We start from the raw sequence: 20,865 nt of genomic DNA on the forward strand, positions 1-20,865 counted from the left end.
TGAACGGCTCCCCGCATTTTTTTTCGGGCTCGGACCCTTGGGGGGTCGACGACACCCGGCACTGGAAAAAGGCGGGTGGGAACGCGGGGACCCCCCACACCCGGGGGGTGCGCCGGTCCCGTAACGCGCCGAAGTTCTGAGGCCCGAGGCCGTCAGACGTCCCGCTTCTCCAGCAGGCCGAAGGCGAGGGCGAACAGCGCGGCCGCGACGCCCAGGCCGATCCACAGCGGGTCCCAGCCGGACGGCCCGGTCTCGGTGAGCGACGTGGAGTAGAAGACGCTCAGCTGGTTGGGGATCGAGTATTCGAACAGGGCCTGGCGCACGTCCTCCAGCGAGGACGAGAACATGAACAGCGCGATCACCAGCGGGGCCAGCACCACACCGATCATGATGGTGATCGCGCCCGCGGAGTGGCGGATGATCGAGCCGATGGCGAGCGAGATCAGGCCGAGCAGCGCGATGTAGAGGGAGACACCGACGGTGCCTTTCAGCCACTCGCCGCCGCTCGGCTCCTTGGCGTCGGTGATCAGCGCCGCGTCGACGAGGGCCACGACCACCGTGGACACCAGCGTCACGGTGAAGGCGACGAGGAAGAACACCAGCGACTTCGCGGCCAGCACCCGACCCCGGGACGGGCAGGCGGTCATGGTCGTACGGATCATGCCGGTGCCGTACTCGGAGGCGGTCGTCAGCACGCCGAGGGTCATCACGCACATGCTGCCGAGCAGCAGGCCGAAGAAGCCGAGCGCCAGCGGGTTCTCGCCCTCCATGTCGCCGTCGGAGTTCGCGGCGACCAGGGCGGCCGTGGCGAAGCCGATGCCGATGACGAGCAGCACGAAGACACCCAGGGTCCACATCGTGGAGCGCACCGAGCGGATCTTCGTCCACTCGGAGGAGAGCGCGTGCCCCAGGTGCGTGCGGACGACGGGGATCGGCGAGGTGTAACCGGGGTAGGCGCCCGGGACCGCCGGCTGCTGCCAGCCGGACATGGCCTGCTGCGGCGCCGGTGCGGGCGACTGTGGGGTACTCATCGTGCGTCCTCGGACTGGGTCGTCGGGGTGGAGGCGGAGGCGGGAGCCTGCGGCGCGGCGGCCGGGGCGGCGGGCGCGGTGGCCGGCGGGGCCTGGTCCTGCGGGGCGGGGGCCGCCGCCACCGGGGCCGGGCTCGCGGGGGTCGTTGCCACGGGGCCCGGGCTCGGCGGGGCGGTGGGGGCGGCCGGGGCCGGCTGAGCGTACGGGTTCGCTCCGGCGGGCGCGGGCGCGGGCGCCGTGCCGGGGGCCGGCGGGGCGCCGTGGCCGCCGTAGGGGCTCGCGGGGGGCGGTGGGGCGTACCAGCCGGGCTGGCCCTGTCCGGGGACCGGCATGGGGGGCTGGGCGCCCGGCGGCAGCGGCTGCTGGAGGCCCGCCTTCTGGTCGATCGTCGAGCGGTAGTCGACGGCCCCCTGCGTCATCCGCATGTACGCCTCTTCCAGCGAGGCCTGATGCGGCGACAGCTCCCAGAGGCGTACGTCCGTGTCGTGGGCGATGTCGCTGATACGGGGCAGCGCCAGTCCCGTCACCCGCAGCGCGCCGTCCTGCTCGGGCAGCACATGCCCGCCCGCCTCGGTGAGCGCGGACGTCAGCTTCTCGCGCAGCTGCGGCTCGGTGTCCGGGGTGCGCACGCGCGCGAAGCCCGCGGAGTTCGCCTCGATGAAGGCCTGCACGCTCATGTCGGCGAGCAACTGCCCGCGCCCGATGACGATCAGATGGTCCGCGGTCAGCGCCATCTCGCTCATCAGGTGCGAGGAGACGAAGACCGTACGGCCCTCCGCCGCGAGCGCCTTCATCAGATTGCGCACCCAGAGGATGCCCTCGGGGTCGAGGCCGTTGACCGGCTCGTCGAACAGCAGCACCTGGGGGTCGCCGAGCAGCGCGGCGGCGATGCCGAGGCGCTGGCCCATGCCCAGGGAGAAGCCCTTGGAGCGCTTCTTCGCCACCTCCTGGAGGCCCACCACCCCGAGCACCTCGTCGACGCGGCGCGCCGGGATGCCCGACAGCTGGGCCAGGCTCAGCAGGTGGTTGCGGGCGGACCGGCCGCCGTGCACCGCCTTGGCGTCGAGCAGGGCGCCCACCTGGCGGGGCGCGTTCGGCAGCTTGCGGTAGGGAAAGCCGCCGATCGTCACCGTCCCCGAGCTCGGGTTGTCCAGGCCCAGGATCATCCGCATCGTCGTCGACTTGCCGGAGCCGTTGGGGCCGAGGAAGCCGGTGACGGCTCCGGGCCGCACCTGGAAGGAAAGGTTGTACACGGCGGTCTTGTCGCCGTAGCGCTTGGTCAGGCCGACAGCCTCGATCATGCTCCGCACCCATCGAAAGGTTCAGGACAGCGGGCGCACGCGCCCCCGTAAGAGGTAGGAGGATATCCAGTCGCTGACGGTTCCAGCCAAGAGAGGGTAAAAAAGGGATCCCTCAATCCCCGCCCGCCGGGTTACGCGTCGCGCCGCTTCAGCAGGGCGTAGCCGCCGGCCAGCGCCGCCACCACCCACACCACCATGATCGCGAGCCCGCCCCAGGGCCCGTAGGGCGTGTCGTCGTCGATCGGGGTGACGACCTGCATGATCCTGCTGCCGGCCTGGTCGGGGAGGTATCGGCCGATCTTCTTCGTGGCGCTGACGTTGCCCAGGATGTTGGAGATCAGGAAGAAGAACGGCATCAGGATGCCCAGCGACAGCATCGGCGAGCGCAGCATCACGGCGACGCCCATGGAGAACACGGCGATGAGCGTCATATAGACGCCACCGCCGATCACCGCCCGCAGGACATGCGGGTCACCGATCGACGCCTTGTGGTCGCCGAGCATCGCCTGCCCGAGGAAGAACGAGACGAAGCTGGTGGCCAGGGCGACGACGAGCGCCAGCCCGGTGGCCACGGAGATCTTGCTGAACAGGAATGTGGCGCGCTGCGGGACGGCGGCGAGCGAGGTGCGGATCATGCCGGTGCTGTACTCGTTCGAGACGACGAGCACCCCGAACACGATCATCGCGAGCTGGCCCAGGGCCATCCCGGCGAAGCTGATGTAGGTGGGGTCGAAGGAGAGCCGGTCGTTGCGGCTCATGTTGTCGAACTCGTGGTTCGACAGCGCGGAGATCAGCATGCCGAGGGCGATCGTGACGACCACGGCGAGGGAGAGCGTCCAGACCGTGGACGCGACGGAGCGGATCTTCGTCCACTCGGACCGGATGACCTGGGTGGCCGCCATGTCAGCCCTTCCTCCAGCCTTCGCCCCACTGCTGCTGCGGCGGCGTGGGGGCGGCCGCCGGGTCGGTGTGCGCGTGGTATTCGACCGACTCGGCGGTCAGCTGCATGAACGCCTCCTCCAGGGAGGCCTGCTGGGGGCTCAGCTCGTGCAGCACGATGTTGTACTGCGCGGCGAGCTCCCCGATGTGCTCGGACTTGCCGCCGTCGACCTCCAGGACGCCGCTGCCGGTCTCCACGACCGTGATCCCGGCCCCGTGCAGCACATCGAGCAGCCGCTCCCGCTGGGGGGTGCGGATCCGCACGTACGAGCGCGAGTTGCGGTCGATGAAGTCGGCCATGGAGGTGTCGGCGAGGAGGCGGCCCTGGCCGATGACGACGAGGTGGTCGGCGGTCAGCGCCATCTCGCTCATGAGGTGCGACGAGACGAAGACGGTACGACCCTGCGCGGCCAGCGACTTCATCAGGTTGCGGATCCAGTGGATGCCCTCGGGGTCGAGGCCGTTGACGGGCTCGTCGAACATCAGGATCCGCGGATCGCCGAGCAGCGCGCCCGCGATGCCCAGACGCTGTCCCATGCCCAGGGAGAAGCCCTTGGCCTTCTTCTTCGCCACCGCGGTGAGACCCACGGTGTCCAGGACCTCGTGCACCCTGTTCCGGGGGATGCCGTTGCTCTGGGCCAGACACAGCAGATGGTTGAAGGCGCTGCGCCCGCCGTGCACGGCCTTGGCGTCGAGCAGGGCGCCGATGTACTTGAGGGGGTCCTTGAGCTGGTCGTAGTGCTTGCCGTCGATCCGTACGTCGCCGGCGGTGGGCCGGTCGAGCCCGAGCAGCATGCGCATCGTGGTGGACTTGCCCGCGCCGTTCGGACCCAGGAACCCCGTGACGATGCCCGGTCTGACGGTGAAGGTGAGGTGGTCCACCGCCACTTTCTCGCCGTACCGCTTGGTCAGCCCTTCGAGCTCGATCATGCGGCCACGCTAGAACGGGACGGAGCCCTCTGCCACCGCAATGGCAGAGGGCTCCGATGGTTTTCAGCCGCCGTACGCCTGCCCGTTACCGGGACTGCTGCGCCGGAACGCCGCGGGAGATCGGCTCGTCGTCCGTCGCCGGCGTGCCCGCCGCCGCCACCGCCGCGCCGGTGAGCGTCGCGAGCATCTCGCGGACGTTCGTCAGCTGGGCGTTGATGCTGTCGCGGCGGTTGGTGAGGGCGGCCAGCTCGCGCTCGGATTCCGACCGGATCCGGTCGGCCTTGGCGTTGGCGTCGGCCACGATGTCCTCGGCCTGGCGCTGCGCCGTCTCGACCGTCTGGCGGGCGCGGCGCTCGGCGTCGGTGCGCAGCTTCTCCGCCTCCAGGCGCAGCTGCTCCGCGCGGTGCTCGATCTCCGCGAGCCGCTTCTCCGCCTTCTGCTGACGCGACGCCAGGTCGCGCTCGGACTGCTCGCGGCGCTTGGCGAGGTTCGTCTCGAAGTCGGCGGCGGCCTGCGCGGCCTTCGCGCGGGTCTCCTCGAAGAGGGCGTCCGCCTCCTCGCGCTTGGACTGCGCGTCCTTCTGCGCCTCCGAGCGCAGCTGCGCGGCGTCACTCTTGGCCTTCTCGACGATCCGGACGCCCTCGTCCTCAGCCTTGGCCTTGCGCTCCGCAGCGAACGATTCTGCGTCGTTGCGGACCTGCTGGGCCGCCGACTCGGCGAGCTCGCGGTGCTGCTCGGCCGCGCGGCGGGCCTCCTCGCGCAGGTCCTTGGCCTCTTCCTCGGCGAGGCGGAGGATCTTCTCGACACGCGCGCCGAGACCGGCGTACGACGGCTCTGCGTCGGTCACCTGAGCCTGGGCGTTCTGCGTTTCGAGGTGGAGCTCCTCGATGCGCTTCTCGAGAGCGGTGATGCGGGCCAGAGCGCTGTCACGGTCGGAGACGAGCTTCGAGATGCGTTCGTCCACCTGAGCGCGGTCGTATCCACGCCGCACAAGCTCGAAGCCGTAGGGGGAAGTGTCGCTCATGGGGTTCCTGTCGAATGAGACCGGTGAGGTGATAGGTGGAATCCTAGGGGCCGAAGCGGTGTGTCATCGAGCGGATACGTGTTTGATCTGGAGAATGACACCTCTTTTGAGTGGCGGGCGGTGAGAACGCTTGCCAAGGACCAGGGCAAAGCCCCCAGACTTCAACGGAATGGACAGCTTCCGCTAGGTGTCTGAAGGCTTGCCACCCGATCGGGGGGCGCCGATCGTCGCACCCGCCTTGACAGCGCCGTCCTTGGCGGCCGCCGGGGTCTCGAAGGACTCCAGGGCCTCCAGCACGTCCTGCACGCGCGAGATCTCGGCGTTGATGTCCTCGCGCCGGCGCACCAGGACCTCCAGCTCCCGCTTGCCCTCCTCGACCGTGCGCCGGGCCTCGCGGATCGCCTCGGCCTTGAGCTCCTCGGCCTCCTTGACGAGCGTCGCCTTCTTCTGCTCGGCCTCCTTGAGCAGCCCCTCGGCCTTCTTCACCGCGGCGATACGCACCTTGCCGGCCTCGGAGTTGGCCTCCGACACCAGCTCCTTCGCCTTCGCCTGCGCCTTGGCGAGCTGCTCCTCGGCCGCCTTGATGAGCGCGTCGCAGCGGTCGCCGGTCGACTTCATCGTCTCGGCGGCCTCACGGCGGGCCCGCTCGTGCAGGTCCTCGATCTCGGACGTGATGCGGTCGCGCAGCTCCTCCGCCCGCTCCCTTATGGCGGTGGCGTCCCGGCGGGCGCCGACGAGCAGCTCGTCCGCGTCCGTACGGGCCTTCTCCACCAGCGAGTTGCCCTCGACGGTCGCCTCGGAGAGGATCCGGTCCGCCTCCGTACGGGCCGCGCCGACCATCGTGTCGGCCTGCGCCTCCGCGTCCGCGGTGGTCTGGTGGGCCTGCTCCTGCGCCTCGGTGAGCAGCTTGTCGACCTCGGACGTGGTCTCCGTGATGAGCTTGTCGACCTGCTCGGCGGCCTCCGAGCGCCGCTTGTTGGCCTCCTGGCGGACCTCGTCCAGCGTGCGGTCGGCCTCCTCGCGCGCGGAGGTGACCAGCCGCTCGGCCTCCGCCGCCGCCTCGACCCGCACCCGCTCCGCCTCGGCGCGCAGCCGCTCGGCGTGCTGCTGGGCCGAGCCCACCGTCTCGGCGGCCTCGGCGCGCAGCCGCTCCGCCTCCCCGGTGGCCTCCCCGATGAGCTGCTCGGCCGCGGCGACCGACTCGGCCCGCACCCGCTCGGCCTCGGCGGCCGTCTCGGTCTGCAGGCGCTCGGCCTCGGCGATGGTCTCCGTCTGGAGCCGCTCGGCCTCCGCGCGCGCCTCGGTGATGAGGATGTCCGCCTGGGTCGCCGCGTCCGAACGGATCCGGTTGGCGTCGTCGCGGGCGTCCGCGCGGGTGCGTGCCGCCGCCTGGTCGGCCTCGGCGAGGGCGTCGGACGCCTCGGTGCGCACCCGCTGGGCGTGCGCGGAGGCGTCCGAACGCATCCGCTCGGCCTCGGAGATCGCGTCCGCGACCGTGCGCTCGGCGAGCGCCTTCGCGGCCTCCGCCTCCTCGTTCGCCTCGCGGCGGACCCGGCTCGCGTCGTCGCCCGCGCGCTCCCGCTCGGCGTAGGCGTCGGCGCGGACCCGGTCCGCCTCCTCCTCGGCCTCCCGCCGGGTGCGCTCCGCCGCGTGCTCGGCGGCGTTGCGCAGGCCCGCGATCTCCTCCTGGGCCTGCTCGTGCAGCCCCGCCACCGAGTCCCGCACCTGCTGGGCGTGCTGCTCGGCCGCCGACACCATCTCGCCGGCGCGCCGCTCGGCCTCCTCGACCAGCCGGGTCGCCTCGGCCTGCGCCTCCTCCACGCGCTTGCGCGCGCTCGCCAGCAGCTCCTCGCTCTGCTCGCGGGCCCGCTCCCGCTCCTGGTCGGCCTCCTGGCGGGCCGCGCCGAGCGTCTCCTCGGCCTCGCGCCGGCGCCGTACGGCCTCCTCCTGGGCGGCGGCCAGCGTCTCGGACGCCTCGGTCGCCAGCCGCTCGGCGGCGGCCTGCGCCTCCGCGCGCACCCGGTCGGCGGTGTCCTGCGCCTCCGTCTTCAGCCGCTCGGCCTCGGCCGCGGCCTCCGACCGCAGGCGTACGGCGATGGCCTCGCCCTCGGCCCGGGACGCGGACGCGTCCGCCGCGGCCTCGGTGCGCAGCCGGTCGGCCTCCTCGGCGGCCTGCTGCTGAAGGGCGCGGATCCGCTCGGCCGCCTCGGTGCGCAGTCGGTCGATCTCCTCGCCGGCCTCGCGGCGGATCCGCGCGGCCTCCTCGCGGGCCTCGGTCAGCGCCTGCTCGGCCGACGTCAGCCGGGACTCCGCCTCGGTGTGCAGGCGGGTCAGCTCGGCGGCGGCCTCGCTCTGGCGGGCCTCGACGGCGCGCTCGGTCTCCTCGCGCAGTTCGCTCGCGGCCCGCTCGGCGTCCGCGTTCAGCGTCTCCGCCTGCTCGACGGCCTCCGCGCGGATCCGCTCCGCCTCCTGGCGGGTGCGCTCCAGGGTCTCCTCGGCCTGCCGGCGCAGCGTGGTGGCGCGCTCGATGGCCTCGGTGCGGACCTTCTCGCTGTCCGTCGTCGCGGTCTGCCGCAGCTCGTCCGCGTCGGCCTTGGCCTTCGCCAGCAGCTCTTCGGCGGACCGGGCGGCCTCCTCGATCTTCTGGACGGCCTCCTTGCGCGCCTCGGCCCGGATCTTCTCGCCCTCGGCGACGGCCTCGGAGCGCAGCTGCTCGGCCTCGCCGCGCAGCCGGCGGGCCTCCTCCTGCAGCTCGACCGTCTTGGCGCGGTACTCCTTGGTGTCGTCCTTCGCCGCGCCCTTGAGCTGCTCGGCGATGTCGTGCGCCTCGGCGCGCAGCCGGTCGGCCTCCGCCTCGGCCTCGGCGCGGATCCGCTCGGCCTCCTCGGCCGCCGCCTTGGTGGTGCTGCGGGCGTCCTCGGCCGCCTTGTTGAGCACGTCCTCGGCGGTCTTGGCCGCCTTGGACAGCTGGGTCGCGCTCTCCTCGGCCGTGATCGTACGGGCCTTCTCGGCGGCCTCGGCGACGATCTTCTCGGCCTCGGCGCGGGCGTCCGCGACGAGCTGCTCGGCGTCCGCCCTGGTGGTCTCGGCCTCCTTGGTGGCCTCGCTGACCAGGCGGGCGACCTGCTCCTTGGCGGTGCGGGTGCGCGTCTCGTTGGCGGCCTCGGCGCCGGCCAGCGCCTTGGCGGCGGCGTCCTTGGCCTCCGTGACCAGCTTCTCCGCCTCGGCCTGCGCCTTGCGCAGGGCCTCCTCGGCCTCCGCCATGCGCTGCTCGGCGGCGCGGCTCAGCTCGCCGGCCTGCCGGCGGGCCGCGTCGGACTCGGTCGCGGTGGAGGAGCGCAGCGCCTCCGCGTGGTCGGTGGCCTCCTGGGCCTGGGTGGAGGCGGCGTTCAGCAGCCGCTCGGCGTCCGTGCGCGCCCGGCGCAGGATCTGCTCGGCCTCGGTGCGGGCCGCCTCCGCCTCGGACTGCAGCCGCTGCCGGGCCTCGCCGGTCAGCCGCTCCGCCTCGGCGCGCGCGGCCGCCATCGCCTGCTCGGCCTCGGCCCGCGACTCGTCGAGCAGCCGCCGGGCCTGCGCCTCGGTGCGGGCGCGCAGCTGCTCGGCCCATGCCACGTTCTCGTTGACGTGCGATTCGACGGTCTGGCGGCGTTCGGCCAGCTCCTGGTCGAGCTGCTGACGCCGGGTCACCGCCTCCTGGTGCAGCTCCGCCTGGAGCCGGGCCGCCTGCTCGGCGTGCTCCTGGAGGATGCGCTGGGTCTGCGCCCGCGCCTGGCTCAGCTCCCGCTCGGCGTCCTGGCGCAGCTGGTCCGCCTGCACCTGGGCGTTCCGCAGCAGCTGCTCGGCCTGATAGCCGATGTCCCCCCCGTCGAAGGCGGGCCGGGACATGATGGTGCGCCGCGCCTCGTGCAGCTTGGCGCGCAGCACCTCGACCTGGTAGCCGAGGTCCTCGGCGTGCTGGATCGCCTTTTCCCGCTCGGTCTTCAGCCGCTTCATCTCGGCTTCGAACCGAGTGAGGTGGTCGACGTCAGCCGCCGGCTCCCGCTCCTGGCTCTCGTAGCCCCGCACTGCGCGGTCCCATCCGTCCCCTGGTCGCAAGCTTGCCAAACGAGCTCCGTCCATCCGCCGGACGGGGCCCCCGGGGAATGGTGTCAGATCAACGGCGGAGCATGGGCTGCCGCCCGCCGCTCGTACCCCCGAAACCCGGACCCCGGCCCGCGGTCGCCGCGGTAGGGAGCGGCGACCACGCCCAACCCTACCGGCCCTTATGTACGGGGGTCAGTGCTCAGGGGACTCAACCGGCGCCGAAGTGACCAGTTCCGTCAGTACGCCGTGGCAGTCCTTGGGGTGCAGGAAGGTGATCCGTGACCCCATGGAGCCGCGTCGCGGCTCTTCGTACAGAACGCGTACGCCCTTGCCGCGGATGTCCGCGGAGTCCGCGTCGACGTCCGCCGTACCGAAGGCGATGTGGTGCACGCCCTCGCCGTTCTTGGCGAGCCACTTGCCCACGGGGGAGTCGTCCCGGATCGGCTCCAGAAGCTGGAGGTAGGAGGCGCCGCCGTCGGACGTCTCGTTGATCTTGAGCATGGCCTCGCGCACGCCTTGTTCCTCGTTGACCTCGGTGTGGAACACCTCGAAGCCGTACGTGGCCCGGTAGAACTCGACGGTGGCGTCGAGGTCGTGACAGGCGATCCCGATGTGGTCGATTCGCGTCAGCATGGATTCAGTGCAGCGCTCGGGAGGTGGTTACGCAACGTGCGCGCGATCACACCGACCGCCCGATGACGTGACGGACAACCCATCAGTACATTCGAAGTAAACCCTCGTTCACTCCTCGGCTGTGCAGGCCGGTAAGGGGATCGCAGCACATGTCTTCCGCAAATTCTGCAGCGAACACTTCTGTGATCGTCGCGGGTGCGCGCACGCCCATGGGGCGGTTGCTCGGCTCGCTGAAGTCCTTCTCCGGAGCCGACCTCGGCGGCTTCGCGATCAAGGCCGCCCTCGACCGTGCGGGGATCGGTGGCGACCAGGTGCAGTACGTGATCATGGGCCAGGTGCTCCAGGCCGGGGCAGGGCAGATCCCGGCACGCCAGGCCGCGGTCAAGGCGGGCATCCCGATGAGCGTCCCGGCGCTCACCATCAACAAGGTGTGCCTCTCGGGCCTCGACGCCATCGCGCTGGCCGACCAGCTGATCCGCGCGGGCGAGTTCGACATCGTCGTCGCGGGCGGCCAGGAGTCCATGACCAACGCCCCCCACCTGCTGCCGAAGTCCCGCGAGGGCTTCAAGTACGGGGCGATCGAGATGCTCGACGCCATGGCTTACGACGGTCTGACGGACTCCTTCGAGGGCATCGCCATGGGTGAGTCCACGGAGAAGCACAACACCCGGCTCGGCATCCGGCGCCCCGAGCAGGACGAGATCGCCGCCCTCTCCCACCAGCGGGCCGCCGCCGCCCAGAAGAACGGCGTCTTCGAGGCCGAGATCACCCCGGTCGAGATCCCGCAGCGCAAGGGCGAGCCGGTCGTCTTCAGCAAGGACGAGGGCATCCGCGCCGAGACCACGGTGGAGTCGCTGGCCAAGCTGCGGCCGGCGTTCACCAAGGACGGCACCATCACGGCCGGCACGTCCTCGCAGATCTCCGACGGCGCGGCGGCCGTGGTCGTGATGAGCAAGGCCAAGGCGCAGGAGCTGGGCCTGGAGTGGATCGCGGAGATCGGCGCCCACGGCAATGTGGCGGGCCCGGACAACTCGCTCCAGTCGCAGCCGTCCAACGCCATCCTGCACGCCCTGAAGAAGGAGGGCCTGGAGGTCTCCGACCTCGACCTCGTCGAGATCAACGAGGCCTTCGCCGCGGTGGCGGTGCAGTCAATGAAGGACCTCGGCCTGTCCACGGAAAAGGTGAACGTCAACGGTGGGGCCATCGCCCTGGGCCACCCGATCGGCATGTCCGGCGCCCGGCTGGTGCTGCACCTGGCCCTGGAGCTGAAGCGGCGCGGCGGCGGTGTCGGCGCGGCGGCGCTGTGCGGCGGCGGCGGTCAGGGTGACGCGCTGATCGTGCGGGTACCCAAGGCCTGAGTTCCCCCTCTGTACGCCGTATCTCTGAACGGAGCCGTGATGCAGGACGTCGCCACGCTGGTCGCCCAGGCGAGGGAGGGCCGGCCGCGGGCCGTGGCCCGGCTGATCTCGCTGGTGGAGGGGGCGTCCCCGCAGCTCCGGGAGGTGATGGCGGCCCTGGCCCCGCTGACGGGCAACGCGTACGTGGTCGGCCTGACCGGGTCGCCGGGCGTGGGCAAGTCGACGTCGACGTCGGCCCTGGTCACCGCGTACCGCAAGCAGGGCAGGCGGGTCGGCGTGCTCGCCGTCGACCCGTCGTCCCCGTTCTCCGGGGGCGCGCTCCTCGGGGACCGGGTGCGGATGTCGGAGCACGCCTCCGACCCCGGTGTGTACATCCGCTCGATGGCCACCCGCGGCCATCTGGGCGGCCTCGCCTGGGCGGCCCCGCAGGCGATCCGGGTGCTGGACGCGGCGGGCTGCGACGTGATCCTCGTCGAGACGGTGGGGGTGGGCCAGTCGGAGGTGGAGATCGCCTCCCAGGCCGACACCAGCGTGGTGCTGCTCGCCCCCGGCATGGGTGACGGCATCCAGGCGGCCAAGGCGGGCATCCTGGAGATCGGCGACGTCTACGTGGTCAACAAGGCCGACCGGGACGGCGCCGACGCGACCGCCCGTGAGCTGAACCACATGCTGGGCCTGGGCGAGGCGCGGGGGCCGGGGGACTGGCGCCCGCCGATCGTGAAGACGGTCGCGGCGCGGAGCGAGGGCGTCGACGAGGTCGTGGAGGCGCTGGAGAAGCACCGCGCGTGGATGGAGGAGCACGGGGTCCTCGCGGAGCGGCGGCTGGCCCGGGCGTCCCGCGAGGTGGAGACGATCGCGGTGACGGCTCTTCGCGAACGCATCGGTGATCTGCACGGGGACCGGCATCTCGGCGCCCTGGCGGATCGCATCGTCGCCGGCGAGCTGGATCCGTACCGGGCCGCGGACGAGCTGGTGGCGGGGCTGACCCAGGGCTGAGCGGCGGGGGACACTGCCCCGCGCCCCTCGAGGGGCGCGGGGCAGTGTTCGTTACGGGCGGCCCCGCTGCCCGCGCAGGTGTTCCGCGATGGGCTTCAGAGCCTTGTCGAGTTCCGACAGGGCCTCGGGGGACAGCAGGTCGATGAAGTGCCTCCGCACGGACGCCACATGATGGGGCGCGACCTTCTTCATCGTCTCCATGCCGTGCTCGGTGAGGACCGCGTACAGCCCGCGACGGTCGGACTCGCAGTTCTCACGGCGCACCAGGTCCGCGTTCTCCATGCGGGTGATCTGGTGCGAGAGGCGGCTCTTGGACTGGAGGGTGGCGGAGGCTAGGTCGCTCATCCGCATCCGCACATCCTCCGATTCGGAGAGATGGACCAGGATCTCGTAGTCGTTCATCGTCAGGCCGAACGGCTGCAGGTCCTTTTCGAGCTGGTACGTCAACAGCCTGTTGACCTCCAGGTGGGTGCGCCAGGCGCACTGCTCCGCATCGGTCAGCCAGCGCGTGGCCGTCTCGGTCTCCATGAATGAAGTCTACCTAAGAAGTTGAAAGGCGAACTAGTGAGGGTGGTGTGACTGTGCGCACGCGTTCGATGTCACACTCCGCAGACTACCGCTCACAGCCCGAAGCGACGCTGGAGGTCTCCCAGCTGTCCGGGAAGGCGCGGTACCCCCTGCACCGCTCCCTGGGGGCCGTGACCCCCGCCGCCACCCGGTACTCCGGCCTGGGGCGGAACCGTCCCCGTGGCCTGCTCCGCCATCAGCGTCTCGGTCGACTGGAGCAGTACGGTGCCGGCCCCCACGAACTCGAACTGATGCTCCTCGCCGGAGGCCCCGCCGAGGCCCGTCATCGCACGTAGACCGCCCATCACGCCTGTCATGTACCCGTGGTCGTAGTGATGGCACGGGGAGGGGCAGTCGGCCCAGCCGACGAGTGCCTGCGGATCCACCCGGAGGGGAGGTTCCATGAACACCACCGGACCGTTAGATGCGGCCACGAACTTTCCGGTTCCGATCAGCGTCAGAAAACCTGGGACGATCGACTGCTTGAGCGACAGACTTGGCTGAAAAGCGAGCAGGTTGCCCGAGCGAATGGTCAGATTGCCCTCGTCCAGGTCGTACGAATTCACATCGAAGGCCCGGTCGGCGAGGAGCATCTTGCCCGAGCCCTCGGCCACGACCCAGTCGCTCGCGTGCAACGGCGAATGAAACGACGTGCGGACAAGTCGGTCCAAACGACCGTGCCCGATGCCGTTGAACTCGATCGCGCCGTAGTAGGCGATCATCTTCCCCTTCTGCAGGAACCACTGGGAGCCCTTGAGCTCCACGCAGAAGGTGTAGTTGTTGACGTTGTCGTCGGCGGGGAGCGTCATGGGGTCGTACACGGTGGGACCCCCGCCCGGGTAGTGGCTCACAGCTTTTCCTCCGACGCCTGGACGTACACCGCACCGTTGCCGCTCAGCTCCAGCTGGAACGCCTCGCCGGAGCCGCGGCCCACCATGTCCCGCCAGCCGAGCGCCGTCGACAGCTTGTTGCGGACGTCGCCGTGGTGGGCGACATAGGCCTGCGGATCCACATGGACCGGCCGCTGCGGGGTGATCGGTATCTCGAAGACGCCGCCGTGCGCCATGACGGCCACCGCGCCGTGGCCCTTCAGGGTCGTCGTGAACAGTCCCTGGCCACTGATCTGGCCGCGGACCATGCCCATCACACCGCCCTGGGAGCCCAGGAACATGGTGCCCTGCTGGAGCGTGCCCTCGAAGGCGAGGAGGCGGTCCGCCTCCACGTACAGCGTGTCGCCGGTGAGCTGGATGACCTGGACGTGGTGGCCGCCGTGCCCGAACAGGACCGTGCCGCTGCCCTCGACCGTCATCAGCGGGGTGTCCTCGTTGGCGAGGCGCCGCCCGATCATGGACATCACACCGCCCTGGCCGCCCTGCATATTGGGCGTGAAGGACACCTCGCCCCGGTAGGCGAGCATGGCGCCGCGCTGACTGAACAGCCGCTGGCCGGGGACGACGGTCGCCTCGATCATCTTGGAGTTGATCTCACGGAAGGCCATGTCACACATCCCCCGCGATCGTGTTCCGCTCGCTCGGCTGGACGTACACCAGGCCGTCGCCCTCGAAGCGGATCTGGAAGGCCTCGCCGCCGCCCTCGCCCAGCAGCGTGCGGAACGTCACACCGGACTGGAAGGACTGCCGCAGATTCCCCTGGTGCGCCACATACGCGCCCGGGTCGACGGACAGCGGGTACTGCGGGCTGACGCGCAGGACCACCGCCGGGCCGTCCGACATGATCGCCGCCTGGCCGTGGCCCTCGATGGTCGTCGTGAACAGACCGTTGCCCTGGGTGGCGCCGCGCAGACCCGTGAAGGTCGTGCCGGTTCTCAGGCCCGCGTCGGTCGCGAGCAGATTGCTCGACTCCACATACAGCTTGTCCCCCTGGAGACTGACGAGGTTGATCTCCGAGGCGCGGTCCGCGAACCAGCACGTGCCATGCCCCTTCACCTCCATCACGGTCATCTGCTCGCCGGTGAGCCGCCGGGTCACCATCCCCCGCAGACCCTCGCCGCCGCCGCTCATCTTCTTGAAGTCCATCTGCCCGTCGTACGCGACCATCGAGCCGTTCTTCGCCTTCACGGCGTCTCCGGTCATGTCGACGGCGAGGACCTTGCTGCCTTGCAGTCGGAACATCGCCACGCAAGGGAAGGTAGCGGTCGGGCGGGCGGAGCGGACAGGGCCCGGAGGTGGAGAGCGACCCTGAGCGGACCCCTACGGCCCGGGCGCCGCGACGGTTTGCCACAATGGACGAACGCTTGTGCGCGCGTTCACAAAGCTGCCCGTCCTGCCGAACTCCCCGAAGGTGACCCGTGGACCTGAAGACAGCCACCGCCCTCCGCCGCCTCCGCCTGGTCTCGGCCCCCGAGGCCGTGTCGTTCCTGCTCCTGCTCGTCTGCTCGGTGCTGAAGAGGACGACGGACTTCAACGCGGTGCCCGTGATGGGCGCGATCCACGGCGTGCTCTTCATCCTCTACGTGATCTTCTGGGCGGACGCCTGGAACCGTACGAAGTGGTCGTTCGGCACCGCCGCCCTCTACTTCGTCCTCTCCGTGCTGCCGACCGGCGGTTTCTTCGCCGAGCGCAAGCTCAAGCGCGCCGCGGAGGACGAGGTCATCGCCGCGCGCGCCCGCAAGGAAGGGATCGTCAACGCATGATCGTGGCCTTCTCCGTCACGCCCCTGGGCGTCGGCGAGGACGTCGGGGAGTACGTCGCCGACGCGGTCCGCGTGGTCCGCGACTCGGGCCTGCCGAACCGCACCGACGCGATGTTCACGTCGATCGAGGGTGAGTGGGACGAGGTCATGGCCGTGGTCAAGCAGGCCGTGGCCGCGGTCGAGGCCCGCGCCCCCCGCGTCTCCCTGGTCCTGAAGGCGGACATCCGCCCCGGGGTGACGGACGGCCTCACGTCCAAGGTGGCGACGGTGGAACGGCATCTGGAGCAGGGGCAGGGCGAGTAGGCGCCCCCCGGTTCACGTCCCGCCCGACATCAGCGCCATCCCCAGCGGTGTGCGCTCGTACAGCACCTGGTGGCCGTAGCGTCGCGCGATCAGCAGGCCGGCGTCGCGGAGCACCGTCAGATGGGCGGAGACCGAGGACGGGGCGAGGGCGAGGCGGTGGGCCAGGGCGGAGGTCGTGGCCGGTTCGTCGAGTGCCGTGAGGACGCCGGCCCGGCCGCGCCCCAGGAGCCGTACCAGCGTGTCCGGGGACCGGTCCGCCGGCTCGCTCCACAGCCCGCCGATGCCGCGTGCCGGATAGACGAGCGTCGGCTGCCAGGGTGGGTCGAAGCCGCTGATCACGTCCGGCCACACGAACACGCTCGGCATCAGCACCAGCCCCTGCCCCGCCAGATGCCGCTCGTGCTCGCCCCGTGTCGCGATCGTCAGCGTCCCGGCCTCCCAGCCGCACGACGGGTGGATCTCCGGCAGCAGCTCGCCGAGGCCGACCTCGGCGAGGCGGCGTGAGTGGAAGGTGACGTCCGCCTCCAGCAGGGTCCGCAGCCGGGGCCAGTCCGGCTCGATCAGGGTGTGCCAGGCCCGCTCCAGCGCATCCGCGAGCTCCCGGATCATCCGCTGCGGATCCGCGAGCCAGGCCCGCCCGCGCGCGGACTCCGTCGCCCCCGGGGTGTCGGCGAGCGAGCGCGCGGTGTCCTCGCGGGCGAGTTCCGGATCGGCGGCCCGCACCGCCGCGATCTCCTCGTCGAAGCCGGCCGCCGCGCCGATGGGCGGCGGGCAGAGCCAGTCGGGTGAGTGGCCCCGCCGTGGCATCAGCAGCCACAACCCCGACAGGTCGAGCGCGTCGGCCGCCGCCCGGATCCGTCGTCGCCACGGCAGGTGGTAGCCGTGCCGCTCGGCCCGTTTGAGGGAGCGCACGGCTTCCTGTGTCTCCCACAGCGGCGAGAGGGCGAACCGGCACCGGAGGAAGTCGTCCTCGCCGAAGTGGAGGTAAGAGGGCACGGGAATCACCAGGAACGCGCGGAAGATTCGGCTGTAGCCGAAAGAATACGGCCGCGGTCCGCCGCACCGCAGGCTGCTGCCCATGTCCTCCGACGACCTGACGGTCGCCGCGCCGGCGCCGCCCACCGGCTACGCCCGCGTCTTCGCCGTGCGCGAGTTCCGTGCCGTCTTCGCCGCCCACCTGATGTCCATGCTCGGCCTGATCGTCGCCGAGATCTCGCTGTCCGTCCTCGTCTACGACCTCACCGGCTCGCCGCTGCTCAGCGCGCTCGCGTTCGCCCTCGGCTTCCTGCCCTACCTCGTCGGCGGCACCCTTCTCGCGGGCGTCGCCGACCGCTACCCGGCCCGGCGGGTGCTGGTGGTCTGCGACCTGGTGTGCGCGGCCTGCGTGGTGCCGATGACCGCGCCCGGGGCGCCCATCGCCCTGCTCCTCGCCCTGCGCTGCTGTCTCGCCGTCGTCAGCCCCGTGTTCGCCGGCACCCGGATGGCGACCCTCGCGGACATCCTCGGTGACGGCGACCTCTTCGTCCTCGGCCGTTCCCTGCTGCGCATCACCGCCCAGAGCGCCCTCCTCGTCGGCTTCGGTCTCGGCGGTGTGCTGCTCGCCGTCGCCTCCCCGCGCCAGGCCCTGCTGATCACCGTCGTCACCTTCCTCTCCTCCGCCGCGCTCCTGCGTCTCGGCACCCGGCGCAGGCCCGCCCGCGCGCGGGACGGCGGTGCCCTGGTGAAGGACTCCCTCCGGGGCGCCGGCCAGGTCCTCGCGAACCGCCGCGTCCGCGTCCTGCTGCTCCTCTTCTGGGTGCCGCCGGCGTTCTCCGTCGCCCCGGAGGCCCTCGCCGCCCCCTACGCCGACGACCTGGGCGTCGGCACCACCGCCCTCGGCCTGCTGATGTGCGCCCTGCCCGTCGGCACCATCGCCGGCGAGCTGTTCGCGGGCGCCCGCCTGCGTCCGGCGGCCCGGGAGCGGATCGCGCTGCCGCTGGTCTGCGTGACGCTGCTGCCGTACGCGGGATACGCCCTCCACCCGGGCCTCCCGCTCTCCCTGCTCCTGCTGGCGCTCTCCGGCGCGGGCTCCGCGTACACCCTCGGCGCCGACCAGTGGTTCGTGCGGGCGGTGCCGGAGGAGGTGCGGGGGCGGGCGATGACCCTGCTCACCGCCGGGCTGATGACGTTCCAGGGCGTCGGCATGGCGCTCGCCGGCGCGGCGGCCGAGGTGGTGGGGGTACGGGCGACGGTCGCGGGTGCCGGAGTACTGGGGACGGTGTGCTGCGTACTGCTGGCCCTGGAGGCGCACCGGACCGGGCGGACCGACGCCGAAGACCGGGACGACCGAAACGCGAGACGGGGCTGACCACGATATGACCGACGGGTAGGGTCTGATGACGTGCCCAAGCCCCTCAGTCTCCCGTTCGACCCCATCGCCCGCGCCGACGAGCTCTGGAAGCAGCGCTGGGGAAACGTGCCGTCCATGGCCGCGATCACCTCGATCATGCGGGCGCACCAGATCCTGCTCGCCGAGGTCGACGCGGTGGTCAAGCCGTACGGGCTGACCTTCGCGCGCTACGAGGCGCTGGTGCTGCTCACCTTCTCCAAGGCGGGCGAACTGCCGATGTCGAAGATCGGCGAGCGGCTCATGGTGCACCCGACGTCGGTGACGAACACGGTGGACCGCCTGGTGAAATCGGGCCTGGTGGCCAAGCGCCCCAACCCGAACGACGGGCGTGGCACGCTCGCCACGATCACCGAGAAGGGCCGGGAGGTCGTCGACGCGGCCACCCGCGACCTGATGGCGATGGACTTCGGCCTCGGGGTGTACGACGCGGAGGAGTGCGGGGAGATCTTCGCGTTGCTGCGGCCCCTGCGGGTGGCCGCGCGCGACTTCGACGAGGAGTAGCCCGCCGGAAGATCGCCCGAAACGGGCGGTTACGCTCGACCGCATGAAGAAGTCTGTGCTGACCCGCTACCGCGTCCTGGCCTACGTCACCGGTGTGCTGCTCGTCCTTCTGTGCCTCGGCATGATCGCCAAGTACGGCCTCGACGTCGACGGCGCCGCCGACTTCACCCGGGTCGTCGCCATCGCGCACGGCTGGCTCTACGTCGTCTACCTGGTCGTCGCCTTCGACCTGGGCTCCAAGGCGAAGTGGCCGGTCGGCAAGCAGCTGTGGGTCCTGCTCGCCGGCACCGTTCCCACGGCCGCGTTCTTCGTGGAGCGCAAGATCTCCAAGGAACTGGAGAGCCGCCTCGGCGAGCCCGCGCCCGCCGTCGCGAAGGCCTAGCCGGTACCGCCGTACGCACACGTACGGCGGACCCCCATCGACATTTACTAGGACGTCCTAGTAAATTCGAAGCATGGACGCTGACGCCATCGAGGAGGGCCGCCGACGCTGGCAGGCCCGGTACGACGCATCGCGCAAGCGCGACGCCGACTTCACCACGCTCTCCGGGGACCCCGTGGAGCCGGTGTACGGGCCCCGGCCGGGGGACGCATACGAGGGCTTCGAGCGGATCGGCTGGCCGGGTGAGTACCCGTTCACCCGCGGCCTCTACCCCACGGGCTACCGGGGCCGTACCTGGACCATCCGCCAGTTCGCCGGGTTCGGCAACGCCGAGCAGACCAACGAGCGCTACAAGATGATCCTCGGCAACGGCGGCGGCGGTCTCTCCGTCGCCTTCGACATGCCGACGCTCATGGGCCGCGACTCCGACGACCCGCGCTCGCTGGGCGAGGTCGGCCACTGCGGGGTCGCCATCGACTCGGCCGCCGACATGGAGGTCCTGTTCAAGGACATTCCGCTGGGCGATGTCACCACGTCGATGACGATCAGCGGGCCGGCGGTCCCCGTCTTCTGCATGTACCTCGTCGCCGCCGAGCGGCAGGGCGTCGACCCGTCGGTCCTCAACGGCACCCTGCAGACCGACATCTTCAAGGAGTACATCGCCCAGAAGGAGTGGCTCTTCCAGCCCGAGCCCCATCTGCGGCTGATCGGCGACCTGATGGAGCACTGCGCGGCGGGCATCCCCGCGTACAAGCCGCTGTCGGTCTCCGGCTACCACATCCGCGAGGCGGGCGCGACGGCTGCGCAGGAGCTGGCGTACACGCTGGCGGACGGCTTCGGGTACGTGGAACTGGGGCTCTCGCGCGGGCTCGACGTCGAAGTCTTCGCGCCCGGCCTCTCCTTCTTCTTCGACGCGCACGTCGACTTCTTCGAGGAGATCGCCAAGTTCCGCGCGGCGCGCCGCATCTGGGCCCGCTGGATGCGGGACGTGTACGGCGCGAGGTCCGACAAGGCCCAGTGGCTGCGCTTCCACACGCAGACCGCCGGTGTCTCGCTGACCGCGCAGCAGCCGTACAACAACGTGGTGCGTACGGCGGTGGAGGCGCTCGCGGCGGTGCTCGGCGGGACCAACTCGCTGCACACCAACGCCCTCGACGAGACGCTGGCCCTGCCGTCGGAGCAGGCCGCGGAGATCGCGCTGCGCACCCAGCAGGTGCTGATGGAGGAGACCGGCGTCGCCAACGTGGCCGACCCGCTGGGCGGTTCGTGGTACGTCGAGCAGCTCACGGACCGCATCGAGGCCGACGCCGAGAAGATCTTCGAGCAGATCAAGGAGCGGGGTCTGCGGGCCCACCCGGACGGACGGCACCCCATCGGCCCCATCACCTCCGGCATCCTGCGCGGCATCGAGGACGGCTGGTTCACCGGCGAGATCGCCGAGTCCGCCTTCCGCTACCAACAGGCCCTGGAGAAGGGCGAGAAGCGGGTCGTCGGCGTCAACGTCCACCACGGCTCGGTCACCGGCGACCTGGAGATCCTGCGCGTCAGCCACGAGGTGGAGCGCGAGCAGGTGCGGGTGCTCGGCGCGCGCAAGGCCGCCCGGGACGACGCCCGCGTCCGTGCCGCCCTCGACGCGATGCTGGCCGCCGCCCGCGACGGTTCGAACATGATCGAGCCGATGTTGGACGCCGTACGGGCGGAGGCGACGCTCGGGGAGATCTGCGGGGTGCTGCGGGACGAGTGGGGGGTGTACACCGAACCCGCCGGTTTCTGACC

The 20,865-nt window shown here is 71.2% G+C and carries 20 protein-coding genes; 8 read left to right on the plus strand and 12 right to left on the minus strand.

The features are described 5' to 3' along the window. Positions 1–152 precede the first annotated feature (152 nt). The 7 genes from ACZ5NW_RS18030 to mce all read right to left on the minus strand — a co-directional run bounded on the left by ACZ5NW_RS18030 (position 153) and on the right by mce (position 9,941). The gene (locus tag ACZ5NW_RS18030; protein ID WP_468744803.1) at positions 153–1,031 is read right to left on the minus strand and encodes an ABC transporter permease; all 879 of its coding nucleotides are present in this window, start codon (positions 1,029–1,031) and stop codon (positions 153–155) included. Next, positions 1,028–2,332, minus strand: a complete 1,305-nt coding sequence (locus tag ACZ5NW_RS18035; protein WP_468744804.1) for an ABC transporter ATP-binding protein — start codon at positions 2,330–2,332, stop codon at positions 1,028–1,030. The genes ACZ5NW_RS18030 and ACZ5NW_RS18035 overlap by 4 nt, the downstream gene beginning before the upstream one ends. 131 nt (positions 2,333–2,463) lie before the next feature. After that, positions 2,464–3,234 (minus strand): ABC transporter permease, encoded by a 771-nt coding sequence (locus ACZ5NW_RS18040; protein ID WP_468744805.1) that lies wholly within the window; start codon positions 3,232–3,234, stop codon positions 2,464–2,466. A gap of 1 nt (position 3,235) precedes the next feature. Further along, entirely contained in the window at positions 3,236–4,201 is a 966-nt protein-coding gene (locus ACZ5NW_RS18045) for an ABC transporter ATP-binding protein (RefSeq protein ID WP_468744806.1), read from the minus strand. 85 nt (positions 4,202–4,286) lie between these two features. Then, positions 4,287–5,225, minus strand: coding sequence for a cellulose-binding protein (locus ACZ5NW_RS18050; RefSeq protein ID WP_468744807.1), 939 nt, complete (start codon positions 5,223–5,225; stop codon positions 4,287–4,289). Between the two features lie 183 nt (positions 5,226–5,408). Then, the gene (gene scy, locus ACZ5NW_RS18055; RefSeq protein ID WP_468744808.1) at positions 5,409–9,290 is read right to left on the minus strand and encodes a polarized growth protein Scy; all 3,882 of its coding nucleotides are present in this window, start codon (positions 9,288–9,290) and stop codon (positions 5,409–5,411) included. A 210-nt stretch (positions 9,291–9,500) separates the two neighbouring features. Then, entirely contained in the window at positions 9,501–9,941 is a 441-nt protein-coding gene (gene mce / locus ACZ5NW_RS18060; RefSeq protein ID WP_468744809.1) for a methylmalonyl-CoA epimerase, read from the minus strand. Positions 9,942–10,090: 149 nt separating this feature from the next. Between mce and ACZ5NW_RS18065 the strand changes: the two genes are divergently transcribed. Together ACZ5NW_RS18065 and meaB are read left to right on the plus strand one after the other, a co-directional pair. Further along, positions 10,091–11,299, plus strand: coding sequence for an acetyl-CoA C-acetyltransferase (locus tag ACZ5NW_RS18065; protein ID WP_468744810.1), 1,209 nt, complete (start codon positions 10,091–10,093; stop codon positions 11,297–11,299). 39 nt (positions 11,300–11,338) lie between these two features. After that, on the plus strand, positions 11,339–12,295 hold the full coding sequence (gene meaB / locus ACZ5NW_RS18070; protein WP_468744811.1) for a methylmalonyl Co-A mutase-associated GTPase MeaB: 957 nt from the start codon (positions 11,339–11,341) through the stop codon (positions 12,293–12,295). A 51-nt stretch (positions 12,296–12,346) separates the two neighbouring features. Here meaB and ACZ5NW_RS18075 read toward each other — a convergent pair whose 3' ends face one another. The 4 genes from ACZ5NW_RS18075 to ACZ5NW_RS18090 all read right to left on the minus strand — a co-directional run bounded on the left by ACZ5NW_RS18075 (position 12,347) and on the right by ACZ5NW_RS18090 (position 14,994). Beyond that, positions 12,347–12,823 (minus strand): MarR family winged helix-turn-helix transcriptional regulator, encoded by a 477-nt coding sequence (locus tag ACZ5NW_RS18075; RefSeq protein ID WP_468744812.1) that lies wholly within the window; start codon positions 12,821–12,823, stop codon positions 12,347–12,349. Between the two features lie 92 nt (positions 12,824–12,915). Beyond that, positions 12,916–13,713 carry an AIM24 family protein gene (locus ACZ5NW_RS18080; protein WP_468744813.1) on the minus strand — a complete coding sequence of 266 codons (798 nt, stop codon included), beginning with the start codon at positions 13,711–13,713 and terminating at the stop codon, positions 12,916–12,918. Further along, complete coding sequence (locus ACZ5NW_RS18085) at positions 13,710–14,360, minus strand: AIM24 family protein (RefSeq protein ID WP_468744814.1); 651 nt, start codon at positions 14,358–14,360, stop codon at positions 13,710–13,712. Before ACZ5NW_RS18085 ends, ACZ5NW_RS18080 begins: the two co-directional genes overlap by 4 nt. 1 nt (position 14,361) lies before the next feature. Next, a complete protein-coding gene (locus ACZ5NW_RS18090) occupies positions 14,362–14,994 on the minus strand; it encodes an AIM24 family protein (protein WP_468745100.1) in 633 nt (210 codons plus the stop codon). A gap of 176 nt (positions 14,995–15,170) precedes the next feature. Here ACZ5NW_RS18090 and ACZ5NW_RS18095 point away from each other — a divergent pair, with 176 nt between their 5' ends. Then, positions 15,171–15,515: a DUF3817 domain-containing protein gene (locus tag ACZ5NW_RS18095; RefSeq protein ID WP_468744815.1), complete on the plus strand. Its 345-nt coding sequence runs from the start codon at positions 15,171–15,173 to the stop codon at positions 15,513–15,515. Beyond that, the gene (locus ACZ5NW_RS18100; protein WP_468744816.1) at positions 15,512–15,817 is read left to right on the plus strand and encodes an MTH1187 family thiamine-binding protein; all 306 of its coding nucleotides are present in this window, start codon (positions 15,512–15,514) and stop codon (positions 15,815–15,817) included. Before ACZ5NW_RS18095 ends, ACZ5NW_RS18100 begins: the two co-directional genes overlap by 4 nt. Before the next feature lie 12 nt (positions 15,818–15,829). On the opposite strand, the gene ACZ5NW_RS18105 is transcribed toward ACZ5NW_RS18100, so the two are convergent. Continuing rightward, positions 15,830–16,813 (minus strand): ArsR/SmtB family transcription factor, encoded by a 984-nt coding sequence (locus ACZ5NW_RS18105; protein WP_468744817.1) that lies wholly within the window; start codon positions 16,811–16,813, stop codon positions 15,830–15,832. A gap of 82 nt (positions 16,814–16,895) precedes the next feature. Here ACZ5NW_RS18105 and ACZ5NW_RS18110 point away from each other — a divergent pair, with 82 nt between their 5' ends. The 4 genes from ACZ5NW_RS18110 to ACZ5NW_RS18125 all read left to right on the plus strand — a co-directional run bounded on the left by ACZ5NW_RS18110 (position 16,896) and on the right by ACZ5NW_RS18125 (position 20,863). Beyond that, positions 16,896–18,164 carry an MFS transporter gene (locus tag ACZ5NW_RS18110; protein WP_468744818.1) on the plus strand — a complete coding sequence of 423 codons (1,269 nt, stop codon included), beginning with the start codon at positions 16,896–16,898 and terminating at the stop codon, positions 18,162–18,164. 33 nt (positions 18,165–18,197) lie between these two features. Beyond that, the gene (locus ACZ5NW_RS18115; protein ID WP_468744819.1) at positions 18,198–18,707 is read left to right on the plus strand and encodes a MarR family winged helix-turn-helix transcriptional regulator; all 510 of its coding nucleotides are present in this window, start codon (positions 18,198–18,200) and stop codon (positions 18,705–18,707) included. A gap of 43 nt (positions 18,708–18,750) precedes the next feature. Beyond that, a complete protein-coding gene (locus ACZ5NW_RS18120) occupies positions 18,751–19,089 on the plus strand; it encodes a DUF3817 domain-containing protein (protein ID WP_468744820.1) in 339 nt (112 codons plus the stop codon). Between the two features lie 73 nt (positions 19,090–19,162). Next, positions 19,163–20,863: an acyl-CoA mutase large subunit family protein gene (locus tag ACZ5NW_RS18125; RefSeq protein ID WP_468744821.1), complete on the plus strand. Its 1,701-nt coding sequence runs from the start codon at positions 19,163–19,165 to the stop codon at positions 20,861–20,863. Positions 20,864–20,865 lie beyond the last annotated feature (2 nt).

Source organism: Streptomyces sp. NPDC032126, assembly GCF_055580085.1.